This window comes from Ruegeria pomeroyi DSS-3, from assembly GCF_000011965.2.
Lineage (GTDB): Bacteria > Pseudomonadota > Alphaproteobacteria > Rhodobacterales > Rhodobacteraceae > Ruegeria_B > Ruegeria_B pomeroyi.
The window spans coordinates 2,375,494-2,392,813 of the sequence record NC_003911.12; the positions used below are offsets into that span (position 1 = coordinate 2,375,494).

A 17,320-nucleotide genomic window follows, 5' to 3' on the forward strand; every position below is an offset into this window, starting at 1 on the left:
CAGAACATGCAAAGCGCCGTGACCCTCCCGCGGCGCTTTTGATTTGGCACAACGCCTGACCCGGGCGGCGCCAGATTTTTCGTCGAAAAATCTTGGCCCGCCTGGCCGCGCCCAAGCGTGCTATTCTGCCCCCAGCATCCATTCGCCTTGTGGCCAGAAGGCGTGAAAGGCAAAGGCGAACATCACGTCATGGGCGATGTCGCGCCCCTGCCCGTCGCGCACCCGGATCGAGCCGACCTCGCGCCCGTCGCCGATCCGCGCCGTATCAAGCGCCGAGGCCTGTCCTTCACGCCACTCGAACCGCAGCCCCGCCTCTTCAAGCGCCCCCGCCGCGGCCAGCCGCGTCAGTGGCCAGGCCCGCGCACCCACCCGCACCACGCGGGCCAGCGCCGGGATGCCATGGGGCGGCGCCTCGCCGTCATAGAGGAAGGGCCGCCGGGCACTGTCGTAATTCACATAGGGATTGCGGCCATAAGCGCGGCGAAACGCCGGCTCGGCCATCACCAGCCCTTGCGGCGCACGGGCGCGGAACTGGTCCCAGCTCTCCATCCAGCTCGGCAGCGTCTGCAACTCGGTCCCCGTCAGCCTGCCCACGATGGCCAGCCCCTGCGCCTGTTGCCACCAGCTCTGCGTCTGTCGGTCATACATCACCATGTCCGAATTGCGCAGCTTGCCGGTCACCCCGAACTCCAGCTCACCTGCCGGGCTGCGCCGATCAAAGGTCAGGCCAGAGTTACACAGCGGGCAGAAGGTGACGGCCACCGGCACCGTCCCGATCTGGTCGTTGACGATCTCGTGCCACATCAGATAGCGCAGCGGATAGGCACGCGCGACCTCTCCGGGGAGCGCCACTGTGATCACCGGCTCACGCCCTTCCAGGTCCTCAGCGGTTGCCGCGCTCACAAACGCGGGATCGCTCAGCGCAGGGATACCGTCCTTGGGCGGGCCGCCGGACAGGATCTCGCCCCAATGCGCGACGCTGGTCTTGTCGAAATCGGTATCGGGCCACTCATGACGCCAGATCTCGGGCCCGGCCAGGGCAGGCAAAGCCAGCCAGATCGCAAGCAGCAGGGAAAAGATGCGCATGCCGGGACCTCCGAGGTTCACAACCGTGTCCCATGGTCACCGCACGGATGGTATCGCGCCACCCCGCACACGCAAACGTGAGACCGCCGGCACCCCGAAACCGGGCGCCGGCGGCATTGGATCAGTCGGTTACGGTGACCGACTTCATCTGATCGGGCTGGCCGATCACCGAGCCGTTGGGACCGGTGCCGCGCTTGATCGCGTCAACCACATCCATGCCCCCGGTCACCTTGCCCACCACGGTATATTGACCGTCCAGGAACGGGCCCGGCGCGAACATGATGAAGAACTGGCTGTTGGCGCTGTTGGGGTCCTGCGCCCGGGCCATGCCCACCACACCGCGTTCATAGGTGATGTCCGAGAACTCGGCCGGCAGGTCTGGCCGGTCGGACCCGCCCCGCCCGGCCAGGCGCATGTCGCCGCCCATGCGGCCATATTGCACATCGCCGGTCTGGGCCATGAACCCGTCGATCACGCGGTGAAACACCACCCCGTCATAGGCGCCCGAGGCGGCCAGCGCGGTGATCTGCTCCACATGTTTGGGGGCCACATCCTCGAGAAGGTCGATGGTGACGGTGCCATTGGCTTCGCCCGCCACCTCGATCTTGAGGCCGGTCGCACCCGCCGGAACGGCGAACAGCGCCAGAAGGGCCGCAAGCTTATACATCTGCGGCCACCTTGACGCTGATCATGCGATCGGGATTCGCAGGCGGCTCGCCGCGGGTGATCGCATCCACATGTTCCATGCCGGAAATCACCCGGCCATAAACGGTATACTGGCCGTTCAGGAAGTGATTGTCCTTGAAGTTGATGAAGAACTGGCTGTTGGCCGAGTCCGGATTGGCCGAGCGTGCAGCGCCCAGCGTGCCCCGGTCATGGGGCAGCTTCGAGAACTCTGCCGGCACGTTGGGCAGCGACGAACCGCCGGTGCCCGCCATGCGAATGTTGAACCCGTCTTCCATGTCGCCATTGGCCACGTCGCCGGTCTGCGCCATGAACCCGTCGATCACCCGGTGAAAGCAGACATTGTCATACTCGCCAGAGCGCGCCAGCTCCTTCATCCGCTCGGAATGTTTGGGCGCCACATCGGGCAGCAGTTCGATGACGACATTGCCATCCTTCAGCTCGATGATGATCGTGTTTTCGGGATCCTTGATTTCGGCCATCGGGCCCTCCTGTCACTGTGATTGCCGGGAACCTAACCATCGCGCGCGGGATGGACAAGGCACGCCATTGACGGGGGCGCCCATTCGGGTAGAGAAACCCGCAAACGCATTGCAGCAAGGAGATGACGGCTGATGGGCTGGAAAACACTCGACGACATGGACCTGACGGGCAAGCGCGTGCTGGTACGGGTCGATATCAACGTGCCGATCGTGGACGGGGTGGTGACCGACTCGACCCGCATTCGCCGCCTGATGCCCACGATCCGCGATATCCTTGCCGCTGGCGGGCGGCCCATCCTGTTGGCGCATTTCGGCCGCCCCGGCGGCGAGCGGCGCAAGAACCTGTCGCTGGGCCAGCTGGTGCCGACGCTGGAGCGTGCCTTTGAAACCAAGGTGCTGTTTGCCGACGATTGCGTTGGCCCTGCCGCCGAAGAGGCCGCCGAAGCCCTGCAGCCCGGTCAGGTGCTGCTGCTGGAGAACACCCGCTTTCACGCCAGCGAAACCAAGAACGACCCCGATCTGGCCGCCGGCATGGCTCGGCTGGGCGATATCTATTGCAACGACGCCTTTTCCGCCGCGCATCGCGCCCACAGCTCGACCGAGGCGATCGCGCGTCTGTTGCCCTCTTGCGCCGGACGGTTGATGCAGGCCGAGCTGGAGGCGCTGGAAAAGGCATTGGGCAAACCCGAACGCCCGGTGACCGCTGTTGTGGGGGGTGCCAAGGTCTCGACCAAGCTGGAGCTGCTGGGCAACCTGATCGAAAAGGTAGACTATCTTGTGATCGGTGGCGGCATGGCCAATACGTTCCTGGTGGCCAAGGGGCTGCCGGTGGGCAAATCGCTGGCCGAACGGATCATGAAGGACACAGCCGCCGAAATTCTGGCCAAGGCCGAGGCGGCGGGCTGCACCATCGTGCTGCCCAGCGATGTGGTGGTGGCCGAGAAATTCGAAAGCCACGCGCCCCATCAGATCCTGCCCAACGACCGCTGCCCGGACGAAGGCATGATCCTGGACGCGGGGCCCGACAGCCTGGCGGCGATCAAGGCGATCTTCGAGAAAAGCCGGACCCTGATCTGGAACGGCCCGCTGGGCGCGTTCGAGCTGGAACCCTTTGACGCAGCCACCAATGCCGCCGCGCTCAAGGCGGCGGCATTGACCCGGGCGGGCAAGCTCATCTCGGTCGCCGGGGGCGGCGATACGGTGGCCGCGCTCAACGCCAGCGGCGCGGCGGGGGATTTCACCTATATCTCCACCGCGGGCGGCGCGTTTCTGGAGTGGATGGAGGGCAAGACCCTGCCCGGTGTCGCCGCCCTGATACAGGCCGGCTGATCCAGGCCATCACTAGCCCGCGTGCGCCGCTGAGCGGCGCGCGCGGAGCCCTGCGGGGCGGATGCCGCCGCCATCGGGCCCATCGTCATCCTCGGACAGGATGGCTTTGCGCATGTCGCCCAGATCGGTGCTGTGCAGCCAGCGCAGGCCGGTCGTCATGAAGACCATGCGAAACATCACACCCTCCCCAGCTGATTGCCGGATTGCAGTCCGGCCCTGTGGCCCATGGCGTCAAGCGTGCGCAGCAGTCCTTCGTGGCGGGCCAGCTCATCCTTCAGCGTCAGCTTGCGCCGCTTGAGCATGCGCAGCGTCTGGGCGCAGGGTGCCGGGCGTTTCAGCTCTTGCAGGATGCGCTCCTTCAATTCGGCCCTGCGGTCCTTCAACACCGCCATCCTCAGTTTCAGCGAGAAGGCGCGAACTCTGCTTTTTGCGGTCATCTATGGTCTCCTCCGGTTGTGACATTTGCCGCAGCTATTGCGGCCTGGCACCAAGATGGGGGCGCCCGACCTGGAAAGAAGCCAATGCCACCATAGATAAAGATAGGTTTTACCTATCGTAGTGAGGTTAGCATGCCGCCCGACATCACCCTGCGCCAGCTCAGCTATTTCTCGACCCTGGTGGCGGCCGGGCAATACCGCCGCGCCGCACGCAGCCTTGGCATCAGCCAGCCCTCGCTCAGCCTGCAGATCGCGGCGCTGGAAAAGGCGGTCGGGGCTCGGTTGCTGGAGCGGCGGCGCAGCGGCCTGATCCTGACCCCCGAGGGCCGCGACGTGTCCGAGATGGTGGCGCGCATCCTGCGCGAGGTCGAGGCGCTGACCCTCTATGCCAGCCCGATGCGCGACAACATGACCGGCACGCTGCGGCTCGGCTCGACCCCGACCATCGGCCCCTACCTGCTGCCCCGGGTGTTGCGCCAGTTGCATCGCCAGTATCCAAGGTTGAAACTGGCAATCCGCGACGGTGCCCCCCGCGACCTGGTCGAGGATCTGGCCGCCGGGCGCTATGACCTGATCCTGACCCACTTGCCGGTCAGCCGCGACGATATCCGGGTGGCACCGCTGTTTCGCGAACCGCTGGAGCTGGCGGTCGATCCGGCGCATCGGCTGGCTGGAGCGACCCAGGTCCGCCAGGCCGATCTGGCCGGTGAAACCATGCTGAGCCTCAGTTCCGGCTATGCGCTGCATGGACAGGTGCAGGCCTTGTGCGAAAGCGCCGGCGCGCGGCTCAGCACCGAGTTCGAGGGAACCAGCCTGGACGCGCTGCGCCAGATGGTGTCGCTGGGCATGGGGATCACCCTGCTGCCAGCGCTTTATGTCGCCTCCGAGGTGCGCACGCGCGGGGCTGATGTCGTCACCCGCCCGCTGCGCCCGGCGATACACAGGATCGTCGGACTGGCCTGGCGAACTGCCAGCGGCACCCCACCCGCGATCGAGCGGTTCACCGAACTGACCCGGCAGGTGATCCGCGACGAGATGAGCGGGATCCTGCAACCCTCTGCCTGACGAGGGGCGGCCCGGAAACCACTGTAAAAAAGAGGGATTCACAAGGGGATTCGCCTGTGTCATACTAAGGTCACGCGCCCGTCAGAGGCGCGACCAGAGGCAATCAAGACGGCAGGTACCCCGCGTGTCCCGGACAACCAGACCCAGCATCGGCGCGATCGTTTTTTTCGCGGTCTCTTTCGCGCTGGCGATCTATTTCACCTTCGCCGCCGTGCAGGGGGATTTCGGCCTGTTCCGCCGGGTGGAGATTGCCGCCGAGCGCGAGGTGCTGTCGCGCGATCTGGCCAAGGTCGAAGAGCAGATCGTCCGGATGGAGAACCTGACCCGGCGCCTGTCGGACGATTACCTGGATCTCGACCTGCTGGATGAACAGGCCCGCTCGGTGCTGGGCCTGCTGCGCGCCGACGAGATCGTGATCCGCTGAGGCGGAGCGCCTGGATTTTTCGTAGAAAAATCTTTCAACTTCGAAAATCTCCTGCGAAGATTTTCACGGCCCACCCGGCCTTGCCGCCGCGTCATATTATCACTCGTCAGGCGGCAAAAAATGCTTTATTAGATAGTTTAATGCTAAACTATTTCATCGACAGAGGAATGGCGCCGTGACCGCGACGAGAAAGACCTCAAGAAAATCAAACACTTCCGCAGAAGAACTGAAACACTATTACCGCGAGATGCTGCTGATCCGCCGATTCGAGGAAAAGGCCGGCCAGCTTTATGGCATGGGTCTGATTGGTGGGTTCTGCCATCTCTATATCGGTCAGGAAGCGGTTGTCGTGGGACTTGAGGCCGCCGCCGAGGAAGGCGACAAGCGCATCACTTCTTACCGCGATCACGGCCATATGCTGGCCTGCGGCATGGATCCGGGCGGCGTCATGGCGGAACTGACCGGGCGCGAGGGCGGCCTCTCCAAAGGCAAGGGCGGCTCGATGCACATGTTCTCGAAAGAGAAGCATTTCTATGGCGGCCATGGCATCGTCGGCGCCCAGGTTCCGCTGGGCGCGGGTCTGGCCTTTGCCGACAAGTACCAGGACAACGGGCGCGTCACCTTCACCTATTTCGGCGATGGTGCGGCCAACCAGGGCCAGGTCTATGAGACCTTCAACATGGCCGCCCTGTGGAAGCTGCCGGTGATCTTCGTCATCGAGAACAACCAGTATGCCATGGGCACCGCCCAGAAGCGCTCGACCTCCTCGCCGGATATCTACACCCGTGGCGAGGCCTTCGGCATTCCCGGCGAGACGGTTGACGGCATGAACGTGCTCTCGGTCAAGGAAGCCGGTGAAAAGGCCGTGGCCCACTGCCGCGCCGGCAAGGGCCCCTATATCCTCGAGGTCAAGACCTATCGCTATCGCGGCCACTCGATGTCGGACCCGGCCAAGTACCGCACCCGCGAAGAGGTGCAGAAGGTGCGCGAACAGAGCGACCCGATCGAGATGGTGCGCGAGATGCTGCTGAGCGGCAAGCACGCTACCGAGGATGACCTGAAAGCGATCGACAAGGAGATCAAGGAGATCGTCAACCAGGCCGCCGAATTCTCGAAAGAAAGCCCCGAGCCGTCGGTCGACGAGCTTTGGACAGACATCTACGCCTGAGAGGACATCACGACATGGCAACCGAAATTCTGATGCCCGCCCTGTCTCCCACCATGGAGGAAGGCACCCTGGCGAAATGGCTGGTCAAGGAGGGCGACACCGTCTCCTCTGGCGATATCCTGGCCGAGATCGAAACCGACAAGGCAACGATGGAGTTCGAGGCAGTTGATGAAGGGATCGTCGGCAAGATTCTGATCGCCGAGGGCACCGAGGGGGTCAAGGTCAACACCCCTATCGCGGTGTTGCTGGAAGACGGCGAAAGCGCCGATGACATCGCCAGCGCCTCTTCGGGCGCGGCCGCGCCCTCCTCGGCTCCGGTCGCCGCCCCTGCCGAGAAGGCCCCGCAAGGGGCCGCCGAGGCCCCCGCCGCACCTCCGGTGGACCTTTCGCCCGACTGGCCGGCGGATGCGCCGATGAAATCGCAGACCGTGCGCGAGGCGCTGCGCGATGCGATGGCCGAAGAGATGCGCGCCGACGAGGCGGTCTATCTGATGGGCGAGGAAGTCGCCGAGTATCAGGGCGCCTACAAGATCTCTCAGGGCATGCTGGACGAGTTCGGCTCCAAGCGCGTGATCGACACGCCGATCACCGAGCATGGCTTTGCCGGGATTGCCGTCGGCTCCGCCTTTGGCGGACTTAAGCCGATTGTCGAGTTCATGACCTTCAACTTCGCCATGCAGGCGATCGACCAGATCATCAACTCCGCCGCCAAGACGCTCTACATGTCCGGCGGCCAGATGGGCTGTCCGATCGTGTTCCGCGGCCCCAACGGCGCCGCGGCCCGCGTCGGCGCCCAGCACAGCCAGGACTATGCCGCCTGGTACATGCAGATCCCCGGCCTGAAAGTGGCGATGCCCTACTCGGCCGCCGATTACAAAGGCCTGATGAAGACCGCGATCCGCGATCCCAACCCGGTGATCTTCCTGGAAAACGAGATCCTCTATGGCCGCAGTTTCGATGTGCCGCAGATCGACGACCTGGCCATTCCCTTCGGCAAGGCGCGGATCTGGCGCGAGGGCACCGATGTGACCATCGTCAGCTTCGGCATCGGCATGCAATACGCGCTCGAGGCCGCCGAGCGGCTGGCCACTGACGGCATCAGCGCCGAGGTGATCGACCTGCGCACCTTGCGCCCGATGGATCTGCCGACCGTGATCAATTCGGTGATGAAGACCAACCGTCTCGTCACCGTCGAGGAAGGCTGGCCGCAAGGCTCCGTCGGCAGCTATATCGCGTCCGAGGTGATGCAGCAGGCGTTCGACTATCTCGACGCGCCGATCATCACCTGTACGGGCAAGGACGTGCCGATGCCCTATGCCGCGAACCTGGAAAAGCTGGCGCTGGTCACCACCGACGAAGTGGTCGCAGCCGTCAAACAAGTGACCTATCGGTAAGGAGCGACAGACATGCCCACCGAAATCCTGATGCCCGCGCTCTCTCCGACCATGGAAGAAGGCACCCTGGCGAAATGGCTGGTCAAGGAAGGCGACAGCGTCTCCTCAGGCGACCTGCTGGCCGAGATCGAGACCGACAAGGCGACGATGGAGTTCGAAGCCGTCGACGAAGGCATCGTCGGCAAGATCCTGGTGCCCGAGGGCACCGAGGGGGTGAAGGTGAACACCCCCATCGCGGTCCTGCTGGACGAGGGCGAAAGCGCAGGCGATATCGCCAGCGCCTCTTCGGGCGCGACCGCGCCCTCCTCGGCTCCAGCCGCCGCCTCTGCCGAGAAGGCCCCGCAAGGGGCCGCCGAGGCACCCGCCGCTGCCCCTGCCGCCCCCAAGGCAGCCGATGGCGCCCGCGTCTTTGCCTCGCCGCTGGCGCGCCGGATCGCCGCCGACAAGGGGCTCGATCTGTCGCAGATCGCAGGCTCCGGCCCGCATGGCCGTATCGTCAAGGCGGATGTGATCGGGGCCACCGCCCCGGCTGCGGCGCCCGCCTCTGCTGCCCCTGCCCCGGCAGCCGCCGCCGCTCCGGCCGCCGCTCCCAGTGGACCCGGCGCCGACATGGTCGCCCGCATGTACGAGGGCCGCGAGTACGAAGAGGTCAAGCTCGACGGTATGCGCAAGACCATCGCTGCGCGCCTGTCCGAGGCCAAGCAGACGATCCCGCATTTCTACCTGCGCCGCGATATCAAGCTGGATGCGTTGATGAAATTCCGCGCCCAGCTGAACAAGCAGCTCGAAGGGCGCGGCGTCAAGCTGAGCGTCAACGACTTCATCATCAAGGCGGTCGCCAATGCGCTGCAACAGGTGCCCGACTGCAACGCGGTCTGGGCCGGGGACCGGGTGCTGAAGCTGAAACCCTCGGACGTGGCCGTTGCCGTTGCCATCGAGGGCGGGCTGTTCACGCCGGTGCTGAAAGATGCCGACATGAAGTCGCTCTCGGCGCTGTCGACCGAAATGAAGGATCTCGCCACCCGCGCCCGCGACCGCAAGCTGGCGCCGCATGAATACCAGGGCGGCAGCTTTGCCATCTCGAACCTCGGAATGTTCGGCATCGACAATTTCGACGCCATCGTGAACCCGCCGCATGCGGGTATCCTGGCGGTCGGTTCCGGGGTCAAGAAACCGGTGGTCGGCGCCGATGGCGAGCTGACCGTGGCCACCGTGATGTCGGTGACCATGTCGGTCGATCACCGGGTGATCGACGGCGCGCTTGGCGCCCAGCTGTTGCAAGCCATCGTCGACAACCTGGAAAACCCGATGGTCATGCTGGCCTGAGAGGTAGCGAATGTGAAATAGACAAAGCCCCGGCCTCATCTGGCGCATCCCGGATTTTGGGACACGCAGGGCTCCACAAAAAAAGTTGGAGCCCTACCTGCCGGCAAACTACGAACCAGACCGGGCAATGCCCGGTCAATTCAAATCTACTCGCAGTATTGTATCAAAAAGACCTGATGCTTGGAGTTTGCCAGCACAGCAGCTTCGCCAGGCATTTCACCAATGACGCCAATGATCGTTGTCCCGTCTCCCTGAACTTCGTGAAACGACACCAGATCAGTCGAAGTGAAGACGGTTTCCCACCCTGCTGAATGAAGGATGAAAGTCTTGAGCTTCGGGCTGAATAACAATTCAACTCGTTGTTCAACAGGTTGAGGTAGCGGAATTGGGCGAAGATCGAGATCATCGGTGATTTCGGCCAGCCAGTCCCATGAGCGCATAAAGTAGCGCCCCGCCACCTTGCGCAAAAATGGCTTTCGATCACCTTCGGGCGTGAGTTCGGCAAGATCCCGCAAGGATTCTCCGTCGAACGCTGCAAAGCCGCCGGCGTGGCTAACTATTGTTGTTTGAGTTGGGTCGTGAAAGAGGGTGCTTAGAAGTGGCACAGTGTTGGAAAGGCGGGGTTGAGCCTGAAAGCCAGGAACACGCGTAGGCGCTACTGCAGACATCTCCCAGAGGCCCGGACTGCCGGAAATCGGCCTTGGTGAATCGTTCCCCTGATCTGTCAGCGCCTCGCCTGCCCAAACCAGTATCTTTCCAGACGGCGGGTGAAGAATGACACCGCCGGCGAATTGGTAGTCCAACTCAGGGGCTATACTGTCCTGTTCGAGCCTACCGACCAGCACCCGGTCTTCAAGCATAACCCATATACTACCTGTTTCCTGTTCATAGCGAACCTGGAAGATGGAAAATGGGGATTGTGAATGAAGGCTGAGGAGATCTTTGATACTGGCAATCATATGCCATTCTTGGGCGTCGCTGCGACGAAACCAGATTTGTCCTTTGACATGTGCAAATACGCCGACACCTGGAAAATCAATTGGGACACTATCACTTGCGGTCCAAGTCGGAGGCACTGTTGCTTCCTCCAACTCGCCAGCGACAATCTTGAACAACTTGTCGCCAACATAGGCATATATCGGTCCGTCGCCCTGGTTTCGTCGGTCGATTGTTCGGTCTTCGTGCTCTCGGCGCCAGTCCGGATGGGAAAAACCGCGTAGGCCTGGCGTGTCAGATATCGGATGCCGGACGAAGGTGCTGGTTTCAGGATCCAGCAGGAACAATGCAGGACGGACATTCGTGTAGGCCCAAGTCGTGTCGTCATTCTGAGAAATGATGGTCGGGAACAGCCGGTTCCAACTGGACATTGGGGCCTCGGTGAAGTCTCGGAGCTTACCATCAGCGACGGTCAAGATGGTCTTCGAACCCATCCCAAAGTCCAGAAACGGTTGATCGAAGTCAGGAACACTCAACAACTTGCTCACAGATGGCAAACCGAATTCAGAAACTTCCACGGACCTGTCTGCTGGCAGCGGCTTCAGGCACAGTTGCCGTGCCATAGCGGGGCTCATGGCGAAAACCGCCAAGCTAATGGCGAAAATTTTCTGCACAAATAATTTCAAATGAAGTCTCCAATCTACTTCGAAAGTTTTATGCCCATAGAAATTTCCAGTTCGTTCCTTCTCAACGCGTCTCGAACTTTTTCCAGAGCGGTGTTCCATGATTCAGCCATGGCCTATACAGGATACGCCGTGGATCAGGGGTCGCGCGAGTCGTTGATGTCATCCTGCGTGCATCTGCCCCCAACCGTATCGCGGGTGTGCTTTGGATCGGTGCCAGCTTTCTTTGCTTGGGTGCTTTGACTTTCACCTTTGACCCAGGGCGACGAATTGACTGCGTCCCGCTTGATACCGCGACCTGATTGGAATTCCTTGCAGAGGCACTCGAATAGGGGCGTTCTTCGAACCGGTTGTAGTTGATGCGATAGATGTTCAGGAATGCCACCAAAACCGCTGGATTGAATGTGGCGCCGTTGATGTAGCTTGGACCATTTCGAGCGGATCTTCCTCTAGCCCGTTTGGTGGGGCTCACCCGCTCGCGGAGGGAGTTCATGAAGCTGGAAACCGGATGGATGGTCGCCTTGATATATCGGCGAGCAAGCGCATCGCAGAGATCTGGATCCGTGGGCATTACATGGAATGCACTGCCCTTCAACTTCTGCCGGTATTTTTTGCGAAGGACAGGGAAGCCAACAACCTCCCGCGTCTCCCCATGGATTTCCACGCCAGACCTGACCCATAGCTGAGGAAACTGCACAGACCGGAAATTGATGATCGGGAATGGTGTCATATGGCCACTGGGATCCCGATTGAAAGCCGGAGCCATTGCGCCGGCGCAAAACTGAGACAGGAGCGCGTGGTCGGATGTTTGTGTCTGCCCGGACGCATGCGCGCGCGCCTTGTAGATATCGAAAGCCGTTTTGAATGCCGTTGCTCTGCGGGAGTTTTCGGGCTCGGAGGCATTTTTGTCGAAATGCATGACATGCCATTCGAAACGGTCTTCTTGGATCCAATCGCGGAAAACATGTGGCACGACCCGAACCATGGATGCTTCCTGTTCACCGACAATCGTCAGGCGCTTTGCAGGCAGTAAATCACGAAGACACGCAAGGTGGGCGGCCTTGGTGTATGTTGGCTTCACAACAGATCCATTGAAGCTCCCGCGGGAATCTCGGTCTGTTTCTTGAAAGCCGAAATATCCATTGCGCAGAGTGTTGAAGATTTTCCGATGCTCGTTTGCATTGGCGATCTCATCCAAGTCATCCTGTGGAAGTTGGGCCAGCCCTTGGGCTGCATATTCCTTATCGAGCCTTAGACTGAAGACACGCCAATGGCTTTCAGCACTGGCAAACAGTGCGGCTTCTTCGAAGCGCCCCGTTGGTCTTTGGAAGTGCATTGATGGAACGGTGAAATTGTTCCCGGACTTCTGTGCATAGGCCTGGCGCACATTGGTGGGCATCAGTTGGTCATCCAGGTAGTTTTCCTGAACTACCTGAACTGGATCGACCGTTGTGTCGAAGTTCGCATCTATGCGAAACACATAGCCTGTGTCGATATCGGCACTGACGGAGCACTGCAAAGGTGTCAGGCGTCGATCGGAGCGGCTTTCCCAATTGACGCCGATCACAACATCATCATGGGCAATTCGCATATGAGGATGGCCACCCTGTGCTTCGGTCTTATCTCTCCATTCTTTCAGTTTAGCCCGTTCAAACGCCAGTAGGTTTTTTTCCAGCCAGAATATCCTGTTGTAGACTCGCTCAACCCCGCATTTTTTGCCTGTGTCTGGATCCACCAGCAACTTCCGCAATGCGGTGATTCTGGCACCATTGACCAAGGCCCGCAGTAGCCTGACATTGTCATGCATTTTCTCTTGCTGTTGGTGATCGAGGGACACCGTGAAACGTGCGCCAGCCTTGCCCTTGCAAGGTTTGTGGATAACTCTAAAGCCAGCTGGCTTTGCTTTGCGCCCGTTCTTGCCGGCAGGGATCTTTCCATGACTGCCATTGAAGATAAAGTTGCCGGGTTGATCGAGGTATCTTGCACCACAGTGGCCGCAAACTGGCCCTTCCAGAAGCCCGTTTTGAGTGATCAGCCGGTCAAACTCAGACTCGAAGTGCTTGTTTGAAAGAACATTGAAAGACACATCGCAGTCGTGATTGCCCTGCTGGTGATGGCACACCAGAGACTTCCCGTCCTCCCATCGATGGGGATCCTTCGAATATTCGAGGGCAGTCGAGACAACCTTAGCATCTTGGTCGCCCGTGATTGTGTATTTCCCCCTTCCTCTACCCAGGGAAGGATTTGCAGCAAACGCTTTTTGTCTTCTTGCCTAAGCGTTTCTACCTACGAAGGATTGGTGGATGAAATCAGGTGCAACGCCATAGTTCCCGCAGTCGGGATCGCCACAGCAGTTGAGGTTGATGGTATCCCCGATTTCGGGGTAAATTTGAGGGAGAGACAGCTTGGGCACGGACTTCACAGCGACACAGCCTTTCGTTCTGTTTCGTTTGTTCAAGTCGCCCTCCGCCAGGCAGTGCCCATATTGGCCAAAACCTCCAAAACCGAAGACTTCAGCCCATTTTTTTGAATAGTGTGGCTTCGGGACTTTTCTCCCAGGCTATGAAAAATCTGCTATCAGAAAAAGTCATTTAATATCAAACGGCTGCCGAGCGAAAGCTCGGCAGGCGTTGCTTTTGTGTCCCAAAGTTCGGAATGCGCCAGGCCTCATCGCCGGGGCTTTGATTTTTGTGCAAGCGCTGTTTTCTTATGCACGCAAAGAGCCCAAAGCGTTGGAGGCTGCGCGATGCGTGGATGTCCGCTTCTCCTCTGGCGACCAGAAACGTGTCAAAACCCAGCGCCGTTCTGCCGGGGGTTTGCGGCACAAGGTTTCACAGCAGTTTCGGTCGTGTCACGTGCCGTGACAAAAACGACCTTTTTTGACGAAAACCTTATAGAACGAGTTCTTTGGCAATTCACAATGAAGGAGCAGCGAGCGAACGCGATACCCGCGACTTGTCGCTATGCCCGTTACAGTGCCAATCCAACTCCGACACCACGGCCCGTCAAAATCAATGAAAGCGATAGAACCATGAATTTTGAGGAGAAGATCGCAACCCACTATGGTCATGGTAATCTCACAGCTGCAATTCGCAGTGGCCTGCAAGCTCAGGGTATCACACCGGAACAAGCAAGTGTCGAAGACCTCGGTCCCGTCGATGAGTTTCACATTGGCGGGCGCGCGGCAACCGTTCACTTCTTCGACCAAATTGATCTGTCTGAAACAAGCAAAGCGCTCGACATTGGCTGCGGTTTGGGTGGCGCGGCCCGCTATGCCGCACACTCCTTTGGTTCACAGATTGAAGGTATAGATCTGACGCCCGAGTATGTCGAAACCGGTGGCGCCTTGTGCCAATGGGTAGGTCTTTCGGACAAGGTAAACCTCTCGGTCGCAAGCGCTCTCTCCATGCCTTTTGAGAGCGGCGATTTTGATATTGCCTATATGATGCATGTCGGCATGAACATCGAAGACAAACGTGCTCTCTTCAAGGAGGTCGCCCGGGTGCTAAAGCCTGGCGGGACGTTTGCGATCTACGACATTATGCGGTCGAATGATGAAGACCTTGTCTACCCCGTACCATGGGCGTCGTCTGCTGAGACATGCTGTTTGGCAGGCCCGGCGACCTATCGTGCTGCGCTTGAAGAAGGCGGGTTCGTGGTGCGACAGGAAAACGACCGACGGGACTTTGCGATTGATTTCTTTGAAAAGATGAAGAAGGCGAACGCAGGTCAGAAATCACCGCCACCGCTGGGATTGCATGTCCTCATGCAGCAAACGACTGCAGAGAAAATTCCCAACATGATTGCCAACCTGCAAGCGGGGCGCATCAAACCTGTCGAGATTTACGCCGTCAAGCAGTAGGTTCTTTCAATATTCATACGTTTCTGTCACAGGCAAAAACGGCCGATCTTGAGCAACTCACGCATCCCTAAGTCGATATTGGCGCAGCCGCAGCGAACCGGTGTTTTGTCCCGCAAAATCTACACTGAGGCAAGCCAGCCACAGCACAACCGAGAGCGCCATTGAAACTCCAAACGGGAGTGCTTGCCTTTCTTCCTTCTCGAGATATTCACCTGCATCACGGCCGCCGCCAGCACCAAACCGGCGGCGGCGCGCTGATCAGTACTGATATCCGGGAGTCGAGGCCGACAGCGCCTGTTCGGCCTCGTCCATCTCGGCCGCAATGTCCTCGAACAGCGGCGTCGAGAGGTAACGCTCGCCGGTATCGGGCAGCATCACCAGAAGAACCGAGCCCTCGGGCGCGGTCTCGGCCACTTTCATCGCCGCCGCCAGGCTGGCGCCGCCCGATATGCCGGTCAGGATGCCTTCCTCGGCTGCCAGGCGTTTGGACCAGGCGATGCTTTCCGGGCCGCTCACCGGCTCCAGCGCGTCGAAATAGCCCTGATCCAGCGCCTCTTGCAGCACCAGCGGGATGAAATCCGGGGTCCAGCCCTGGATCGGATGCGGGTTGAAGGCGGGATGGGTCGCGGCGGGTTCACCCTCGGCATTGCGCTGTTGCGCCTCGCCCGACTGTACCAGCGCTGCATTGGCGGGCTCGCTCAGGGTGATCTTCAGTCCAGGCCGCGCGGCTTTGAGCACCCGGCCCAACCCGGCGACGGTGCCGCCGGTGCCATAACCCAGCACTACGTGATCCAGCCGTTCACCGTCGAAATCGCCGAGGATCTCTTGCGCTGTGGTGGCCTCGTGGATATCGGCGTTGTCCTTGGTTTCGAACTGATGCGCCAGGAACCAGCCGTTCGCCTCGGCCAGTTCCTTGGCTTTCACCACCATGCCGACCGCCTTGTCCTCCTTGCGGGTCAGCACCACCTTGGCGCCCAGCATCCGCATCAGGCGGCGGCGCTCGACCGAAAACCCGTCATGCATGGTGATGACCAGCGGATAGCCCTTGGCGGCGCAGACCATGGCAAGGCCAATACCGGTATTGCCGCTGGTCGCCTCGACCACGGTCTGCCCCGGTTGCAACCGGCCCTCGCGTTCTGCGGCCTCGATGATGTTCAGCGCCAGCCGGTCCTTGACCGAGCCCGCCGGATTGAACGCCTCGAACTTCACATACATGGTGACATGTCCGGGGGCGATGGTGTTCAAACGGATCACGGGCGTATTGCCCACCGTTTCCAGGATCGAGCCATAAAGCCGCCCGCGGCCCGTGGTGGTGAAGATCATTGCATGCCCCCTTGTCAATCTGTGGAGTGTCGCGTTGCGTCTTGAAACAATGCGCCCCACAGGACGGGGCTTCAAGGCCACCCGTGTGGAATAGGATCAATCTCCGCCTATTACAGAGAAAACGCGGAAACCTCGATCGCCACAGGACGGCAACCTGGATTAACTGTCGCCGCCAAATTGCTCTGGCAGAAGGTTTTCCTCTGAAAGGTCAGAGGCAGAAAAGGGGCGCTATCCGCCCCTTTCCCATAGAACTAACAACTAGTCTCGAGGACTTGCGCCCTAGTCCGAGCCGTTCGGGAACCTCTGGTCCATACTGACCGAGGGCTGATCGCAGCCCGCCTCGCCCACGATCTTGGCCGGGATACCTGCCACGGTCTTGCAGGGGGGCACTTCGCTCAGCACCACCGAACCGGCGGCGATACGGCTGCAATGACCGACCTTGATATTGCCCAGCACCTTGGCGCCTGCTCCGATCAGCACACCATCGCCGATCTTGGGGTGGCGATCCTCTTCCTCCTTGCCGGTGCCGCCCAGCGTCACCGAATGCAGCATCGAGACATTGTCGCCGACCACTGCCGTTTCGCCGATCACGATGGAATGGGCATGGTCGATCATGATCCCCTTGCCGATCCGGGCCGCCGGGTGGATATCGACGCCGAAAATCTCGGAAACCCGCATCTGGAAGAAATAGGCCAGATCATAGCGCTTGCGCGTCCACAGCCAATGCGCCACGCGATAGGCCTGCATCGCCTGGTACCCCTTGAAATAGAGGATCGGCTGCAACAGCCGGTGGCAGGCCGGATCACGCTCGTAAACGGCCATCAGATCGGCACGCGCAGCCTCGATCAGCTCGGGCGCACTGTCATAGGCGTCATCGACGATCTCGCGCAGCACCATCATCGACATTTCGTTCGAGCACAGCTTGGCGGAAATGCGATAGGACAGCGCCCGGTCGAGATTCTTGTGGTGCAGGATACAGGCATGCACCAGCCCACCCATCAGGGGCTCTCTGTCCACAGCGTCCTGTGCTTCGGCGGTAATCCGGTCCCAGACCGGGTCCACGGGGGCAAGTTTCTTGCGCGTTTCCATCATGGCCTGTCATCCTTCTTTGCGACTAATCT

16 protein-coding genes are annotated in these 17,320 nt (G+C 60.6%); 7 read left to right on the top strand and 9 right to left on the bottom strand.

Annotation, left to right across the window (positions count from 1 at the left end):
- Positions 1-120 precede the first annotated feature (120 nt).
- From SPO_RS11320 to SPO_RS11330, 3 genes are all read right to left on the bottom strand, one after another.
- A complete protein-coding gene (locus SPO_RS11320) occupies positions 121-1,086 on the bottom strand; it encodes a DUF3179 domain-containing protein (RefSeq protein ID WP_044028325.1) in 966 nt (321 codons plus the stop codon).
- A 121-nt stretch (positions 1,087-1,207) separates the two neighbouring features.
- Positions 1,208-1,753: a peptidylprolyl isomerase gene (locus tag SPO_RS11325; RefSeq protein ID WP_011047955.1), complete on the bottom strand. Its 546-nt coding sequence runs from the start codon at positions 1,751-1,753 to the stop codon at positions 1,208-1,210.
- The gene (locus tag SPO_RS11330; protein ID WP_011047956.1) at positions 1,746-2,252 is read right to left on the bottom strand and encodes a peptidylprolyl isomerase; all 507 of its coding nucleotides are present in this window, start codon (positions 2,250-2,252) and stop codon (positions 1,746-1,748) included. The genes SPO_RS11325 and SPO_RS11330 overlap by 8 nt, the downstream gene beginning before the upstream one ends.
- A 132-nt stretch (positions 2,253-2,384) precedes the next feature.
- Between SPO_RS11330 and SPO_RS11335 the strand changes: the two genes are divergently transcribed.
- Positions 2,385-3,581: a phosphoglycerate kinase gene (locus SPO_RS11335; RefSeq protein ID WP_011047957.1), complete on the top strand. Its 1,197-nt coding sequence runs from the start codon at positions 2,385-2,387 to the stop codon at positions 3,579-3,581.
- A 12-nt stretch (positions 3,582-3,593) separates the two neighbouring features.
- Here SPO_RS11335 and SPO_RS23095 read toward each other — a convergent pair whose 3' ends face one another.
- Positions 3,594-3,758: a hypothetical protein gene (locus SPO_RS23095; protein WP_158454170.1), complete on the bottom strand. Its 165-nt coding sequence runs from the start codon at positions 3,756-3,758 to the stop codon at positions 3,594-3,596.
- A complete protein-coding gene (locus SPO_RS11340) occupies positions 3,758-4,018 on the bottom strand; it encodes a YdcH family protein (protein ID WP_011047959.1) in 261 nt (86 codons plus the stop codon). The genes SPO_RS23095 and SPO_RS11340 overlap by 1 nt, the downstream gene beginning before the upstream one ends.
- Before the next feature lie 132 nt (positions 4,019-4,150).
- On the opposite strand from SPO_RS11340, the gene SPO_RS11345 reads away from it, so the two are divergent.
- From SPO_RS11345 to SPO_RS11365, 5 genes are all read left to right on the top strand, one after another.
- Entirely contained in the window at positions 4,151-5,083 is a 933-nt protein-coding gene (locus tag SPO_RS11345) for a hydrogen peroxide-inducible genes activator (RefSeq protein ID WP_011047960.1), read from the top strand.
- Between the two features lie 124 nt (positions 5,084-5,207).
- Positions 5,208-5,507 carry an FtsB family cell division protein gene (locus SPO_RS11350; protein WP_011047961.1) on the top strand — a complete coding sequence of 100 codons (300 nt, stop codon included), beginning with the start codon at positions 5,208-5,210 and terminating at the stop codon, positions 5,505-5,507.
- Positions 5,508-5,682: 175 nt separating this feature from the next.
- Positions 5,683-6,675 carry a pyruvate dehydrogenase (acetyl-transferring) E1 component subunit alpha gene (pdhA, locus tag SPO_RS11355; RefSeq protein WP_011047962.1) on the top strand — a complete coding sequence of 331 codons (993 nt, stop codon included), beginning with the start codon at positions 5,683-5,685 and terminating at the stop codon, positions 6,673-6,675.
- 14 nt (positions 6,676-6,689) lie between these two features.
- Positions 6,690-8,069 (top strand): pyruvate dehydrogenase complex E1 component subunit beta, encoded by a 1,380-nt coding sequence (locus tag SPO_RS11360; protein ID WP_011047963.1) that lies wholly within the window; start codon positions 6,690-6,692, stop codon positions 8,067-8,069.
- Positions 8,070-8,081: 12 nt separating this feature from the next.
- A complete protein-coding gene (locus tag SPO_RS11365) occupies positions 8,082-9,395 on the top strand; it encodes a pyruvate dehydrogenase complex dihydrolipoamide acetyltransferase (RefSeq protein WP_011047964.1) in 1,314 nt (437 codons plus the stop codon).
- Positions 9,396-9,541: 146 nt separating this feature from the next.
- Here SPO_RS11365 and SPO_RS11370 read toward each other — a convergent pair whose 3' ends face one another.
- Positions 9,542-11,017, bottom strand: a complete 1,476-nt coding sequence (locus SPO_RS11370) for a hypothetical protein (protein ID WP_144083994.1) — start codon at positions 11,015-11,017, stop codon at positions 9,542-9,544.
- A 61-nt stretch (positions 11,018-11,078) separates the two neighbouring features.
- Positions 11,079-13,136: a hypothetical protein gene (locus SPO_RS22530; RefSeq protein WP_011047966.1), complete on the bottom strand. Its 2,058-nt coding sequence runs from the start codon at positions 13,134-13,136 to the stop codon at positions 11,079-11,081.
- A 738-nt stretch (positions 13,137-13,874) separates the two neighbouring features.
- On the opposite strand from SPO_RS22530, the gene SPO_RS11390 reads away from it, so the two are divergent.
- A complete protein-coding gene (locus SPO_RS11390) occupies positions 13,875-14,876 on the top strand; it encodes a methyltransferase domain-containing protein (protein ID WP_202807071.1) in 1,002 nt (333 codons plus the stop codon).
- Between the two features lie 258 nt (positions 14,877-15,134).
- Here SPO_RS11390 and SPO_RS11395 read toward each other — a convergent pair whose 3' ends face one another.
- Together SPO_RS11395 and cysE are read right to left on the bottom strand one after the other, a co-directional pair.
- Positions 15,135-16,199, bottom strand: a complete 1,065-nt coding sequence (locus SPO_RS11395) for a PLP-dependent cysteine synthase family protein (RefSeq protein ID WP_011047968.1) — start codon at positions 16,197-16,199, stop codon at positions 15,135-15,137.
- A gap of 279 nt (positions 16,200-16,478) precedes the next feature.
- A complete protein-coding gene (cysE, locus tag SPO_RS11400; RefSeq protein ID WP_011047969.1) occupies positions 16,479-17,291 on the bottom strand; it encodes a serine O-acetyltransferase in 813 nt (270 codons plus the stop codon).
- Positions 17,292-17,320: the final 29 nt, after the last annotated feature.

Excerpts from the sequence above, each read along its gene's own strand:
- SPO_RS11325 (WP_011047955.1), bottom strand. The coding sequence starts at position 1,753 with ATGTATAAGCTTGCGGCCCTTCTGGCGCTGTTCGCCGTTCCGGCGGGT.
- SPO_RS23095 (WP_158454170.1), bottom strand. The coding sequence starts at position 3,758 with ATGTTTCGCATGGTCTTCATGACGACCGGCCTGCGCTGGCTGCACAGC.
- SPO_RS11365 (WP_011047964.1), top strand. The coding sequence starts at position 8,082 with ATGCCCACCGAAATCCTGATGCCCGCGCTCTCTCCGACCATGGAAGAA.
- SPO_RS11330 (WP_011047956.1), bottom strand. The coding sequence starts at position 2,252 with ATGGCCGAAATCAAGGATCCCGAAAACACGATCATCATCGAGCTGAAG.
- SPO_RS11340 (WP_011047959.1), bottom strand. The coding sequence starts at position 4,018 with ATGACCGCAAAAAGCAGAGTTCGCGCCTTCTCGCTGAAACTGAGGATG.
- SPO_RS11320 (WP_044028325.1), bottom strand. The coding sequence starts at position 1,086 with ATGCGCATCTTTTCCCTGCTGCTTGCGATCTGGCTGGCTTTGCCTGCC.
- cysE (WP_011047969.1), bottom strand. The coding sequence starts at position 17,291 with ATGATGGAAACGCGCAAGAAACTTGCCCCCGTGGACCCGGTCTGGGAC.
- SPO_RS11335 (WP_011047957.1), top strand. The coding sequence starts at position 2,385 with ATGGGCTGGAAAACACTCGACGACATGGACCTGACGGGCAAGCGCGTG.
- SPO_RS11345 (WP_011047960.1), top strand. The coding sequence starts at position 4,151 with ATGCCGCCCGACATCACCCTGCGCCAGCTCAGCTATTTCTCGACCCTG.
- SPO_RS11360 (WP_011047963.1), top strand. The coding sequence starts at position 6,690 with ATGGCAACCGAAATTCTGATGCCCGCCCTGTCTCCCACCATGGAGGAA.
- SPO_RS11395 (WP_011047968.1), bottom strand. The coding sequence starts at position 16,199 with ATGATCTTCACCACCACGGGCCGCGGGCGGCTTTATGGCTCGATCCTG.